The 3,322-nt window shown below is 42.4% G+C and carries 4 protein-coding genes; 2 read left to right on the top strand and 2 right to left on the bottom strand.

The window, feature by feature from the left end:
- The first annotated feature begins 123 nt into the window (after positions 1-123).
- Entirely contained in the window at positions 124-864 is a 741-nt protein-coding gene (locus tag E1160_RS00410; protein WP_155153017.1) for a substrate-binding periplasmic protein, read from the top strand.
- 99 nt (positions 865-963) lie between these two features.
- Entirely contained in the window at positions 964-1,458 is a 495-nt protein-coding gene (locus E1160_RS00405; RefSeq protein WP_155153016.1) for a cupin domain-containing protein, read from the top strand.
- On the opposite strand, the gene E1160_RS00400 is transcribed toward E1160_RS00405, so the two are convergent.
- Both E1160_RS00400 and E1160_RS00395 read right to left on the bottom strand, forming a co-directional pair.
- On the bottom strand, positions 1,455-2,636 hold the full coding sequence (locus E1160_RS00400) for a benzoate/H(+) symporter BenE family transporter (protein ID WP_155153018.1): 1,182 nt from the start codon (positions 2,634-2,636) through the stop codon (positions 1,455-1,457). The genes E1160_RS00405 and E1160_RS00400 overlap by 4 nt on opposite strands.
- Positions 2,629-3,288, bottom strand: a complete 660-nt coding sequence (locus E1160_RS00395) for a GntR family transcriptional regulator (protein ID WP_155153015.1) — start codon at positions 3,286-3,288, stop codon at positions 2,629-2,631. Before E1160_RS00395 ends, E1160_RS00400 begins: the two co-directional genes overlap by 8 nt.
- Positions 3,289-3,322 lie beyond the last annotated feature (34 nt).

Genomic DNA, 3,322 nt, shown 5'->3' with positions numbered 1-3,322 from the left:
AAAATATAATAGTATAGAATTATTCATCTTAAGGAATAGTCAATTTCTGGGCGAATTTTTACATCAAATCGATCGCGCCTGAACTATTTCAGAGGGCGTAACTATGATTTGGGGGTCCAAACAATGAAATATAGATATTTATTAATTTTTGTAATTTCTTTTATTGTCACGACAGGCTCCATTCAGGCACGCGAAGTCAAACTCGCAACAACAGATTGGGCCCCTTATTTTTCAGACACCCTCCCAGAGCATGGCTTCTTCAGTGCTATAACAGACGCGGCCTTCAAAGCTGTTGGCCATGAAACAAATCTAACATTCCTACCTTGGCAACGAACTTTAATATTAGCCGAACGCGGTGAATATGATGGTATTATGGCTGCATATTATAGCGATGAACGTGCAGAAGTTTTTCACTATAGTAACATCGTTTATACAGATTCAGTTGTTTTATTCGCCAAGAAAGGTTTCAAACCCTCAAAATACACAAATTTAAAAGATCTAGTAAACTTTAGTATCGCTGTAGGCACTGGGTGGGTTTATAGCCCTGAATTTGACTCTGCAACCTATCTAAGAAAAGAATATGCTCCTAATCAAATAGTAAATATTCGCAAGCTTTTCTATGGAAGAGTTGATTTAATGGCGGCTAGTGAAACGGTATTTCAATATGAAGTGAGCCAACATAGAAGCTTTGAAATGGATGATTTTGTAAAACTTGACCCGCCTTTAGCACAAAACGACCTTTTCTTAATCTTTTCCAAACAACTTCCCGATAGCGTGACTTTAATGAACGATTTTAATAGAGGCTTAGAAATTATAAAACAAAATGGCGAGTTAGAAAAAATCCTTAACCGTTTTAGGATGTAATCTAAATCTAAGAAGGACCAGCTCATTGATCAAAAGCGAAACAATGACCATATTAAAAAATAAATAATCAATAAAAGCTACAAAGATCAGGAATTTACTATGCCAGAGGAACAGTCACCTCCCCTTAAACTTTCACAAGATGACTTGAATTACCATCAAGGCAGTGGCTATCCAGCGCCCTATGATAAAATTTGCAAAGATCGACAAAAAGCCAAAATTGGGGACATCTTTGGCTTGAATCAATTTGGCGTGAACCAAACAATCTTGCCCCCAGGGCAAGCCTCCTCTCAACGTCACTGGCATACTGCTGAAGATGAATTAATCTATATAATTGCTGGAACAGCGACCTTGATTACGGATCAAGGTGAAACAACACTTACGACGGGTGATTACGCAGGTTTCAAAGCGGGCAACCCGGATGGCCATCAGCTAGTCAATAAATCTGATGATAACGTGATCATTCTGGAAATTGGCGGTCGATCTCAAGCAGATGAAGGGCATTATCCAGATATAGATTTACTGATAGATGAACCCAGATATGAAGGGGAAATTGCACGTTTCAAACATAAAGATGGCAGTCACTATGAAGATTAAACCTCTTTCTTCTCTCTATGTGTAAAGAGATACACCAATCCCCCAGCGATTAAGCCCCAAAAGGCCCCTGAAATACCCCAGAAAGAGATTCCCGAAGCAGTGAACAGGAAAGTAACGGCCGCTGCTTCGCGATCCCCTGCCTCTTTGAACGCTGCCATGGCCGACGTAGAAAACGCACCAATTAAGGCTAAACCTGCTACTGCATGGAGTAAAATTGAGGGAGCAAGCCCCACCAAAGTCGTAACAACACCTGCAAACAAACCGAAAACCACGTAACCCACCCCGGACATTATGGCTGCCCAATAACGTTTAGCCGGATCTTTATTAGCATCCAGCCCAGCACAGAGCGCCGCCGTAATGGCAGCTAAGTTAATTCCGTGGCCACCAAATGGGGCCGAGATCAGTGAAAGCCCCCCCGTCCATGCAAATAAAGGCCCTGGTTTAGGTTCAAATCCATTCACTTTTAAAACCGCCACACCGGGAATATTCTGTGATGCCATCGTCACAAGAAATAATGGTAACGCAATACCTATCAATGCAGAGACACTAAATTCTGGCCAAACAAATTCCGTTGGAATTGCAATCGATGCAGCAAGCTGACTTGTGGCATCCTCCGGAATATCCACCCCAAAAATCAATACAAGAATAAAGGCAAGAAACGCGGCAGGCACTGCAAATAACTTATTAAACCGCCCAACCACGATCCAAGCAATAAGGATCGGTAACCCAAGCGCTGGATCAAAAGCAATGGCCTTGACTGGCGCTAAACAGAGGTTCACCAATACCCCCGCCAGCATGGCATTGGCAATTGAGGACGGAATTTTACTGACTGCTACACCTAGAGGCTTCCACAATCCGGCGATTACAATCATTATGTTACAAATTAAGAAAGCGCCTACCGCGCCAGCAAATCCGCCTTCAACAACACCTGATGTGACAAGAAGCGCAGCCCCGGGTGTTGACCATGCAGCACTTATTGGCATGCGATAAATAACGCTTAACAAGATACCTGCAATACCCATCGCCATAGACAATGCAAATAACCCGGAAGCTGCCTGAAGTTCAGTTGCCCCAACGGCCGTCAAACCTTGTAGTACAATTGCAAAAGAACTGGTAAAACCCACAAATGCAGCAAGTAATCCCATAAAGGAAGCTTGAAACGAAAAATCTTTAAGCATCATTATTCCCCATGTCTTTATTTAAATGCGCCTCTAATGCTTGTCCCGCATCCTTGATATGCTTGGTTAATATTTTAAGGGCGCGATCTGTATCACGTTTAAAACAAGCATCTATCAATTGATCATGCTCTTCATTGGAATGTGCTGCATAATCCAGCTCACGTACCGTTAATCTCAGATAACGATCTGAAATATCTGCCAATTCAGAAATATGCGTCAAAAGGCGTGGCATATGACTTGGTGTATATAAAGCCTCATGGAATTTCTTGTTAAGCCGCCCATATTCCTGTGGGTTAGCGTGCCCAATTTCATCGTTAATTTCTTTTGCCATTTCAATTTGGCGATTGTTCAATTCCGGCATAGCATAGCGCATCGCCAATGTTTCTGCCGCGATACGCATTTCATATATTTCTTTTATTTCAGCAACTTGAATAGGTGCAACGCGCGCGCCTTTATTGGGAATAATTTCCACTAAACCTTCTGCGGCCAGCACTCGCAAAGCTTCCCGAATTGGCATGCGACTAACTTGATATTCTTCAGCTAACTTATCCTGACGCAATGGTGTATTTGGCAGGCGTTCACCAGCAATAATCTCTTCTCGTAACTTCTCAATCAATACTGCCGTCTGCTTACCCGGCCTTTTCATAGTCATCGTATAAATCCAAGTTATCCCAGCTCCATATATC

This window comes from Curvivirga aplysinae (genome assembly GCF_009711445.1).
GTDB lineage: Bacteria > Pseudomonadota > Alphaproteobacteria > UBA8366 > Aestuariispiraceae > Curvivirga > Curvivirga aplysinae.
This window is presented reverse-complemented; position numbering and strand designations above follow the sequence as displayed.

What these genes read in the sequence shown, in the direction of transcription:
- E1160_RS00410 (WP_155153017.1), top strand. Translation starts at nt 124, where the DNA reads ATGAAATATAGATATTTATTAATTTTTGTAATTTCTTTTATTGTCACG.
- E1160_RS00405 (WP_155153016.1), top strand. Translation starts at nt 964, where the DNA reads ATGCCAGAGGAACAGTCACCTCCCCTTAAACTTTCACAAGATGACTTG.
- E1160_RS00400 (WP_155153018.1), bottom strand. Translation starts at nt 2,636, where the DNA reads ATGCTTAAAGATTTTTCGTTTCAAGCTTCCTTTATGGGATTACTTGCT.
- E1160_RS00395 (WP_155153015.1), bottom strand. Translation starts at nt 3,288, where the DNA reads ATGACTATGAAAAGGCCGGGTAAGCAGACGGCAGTATTGATTGAGAAG.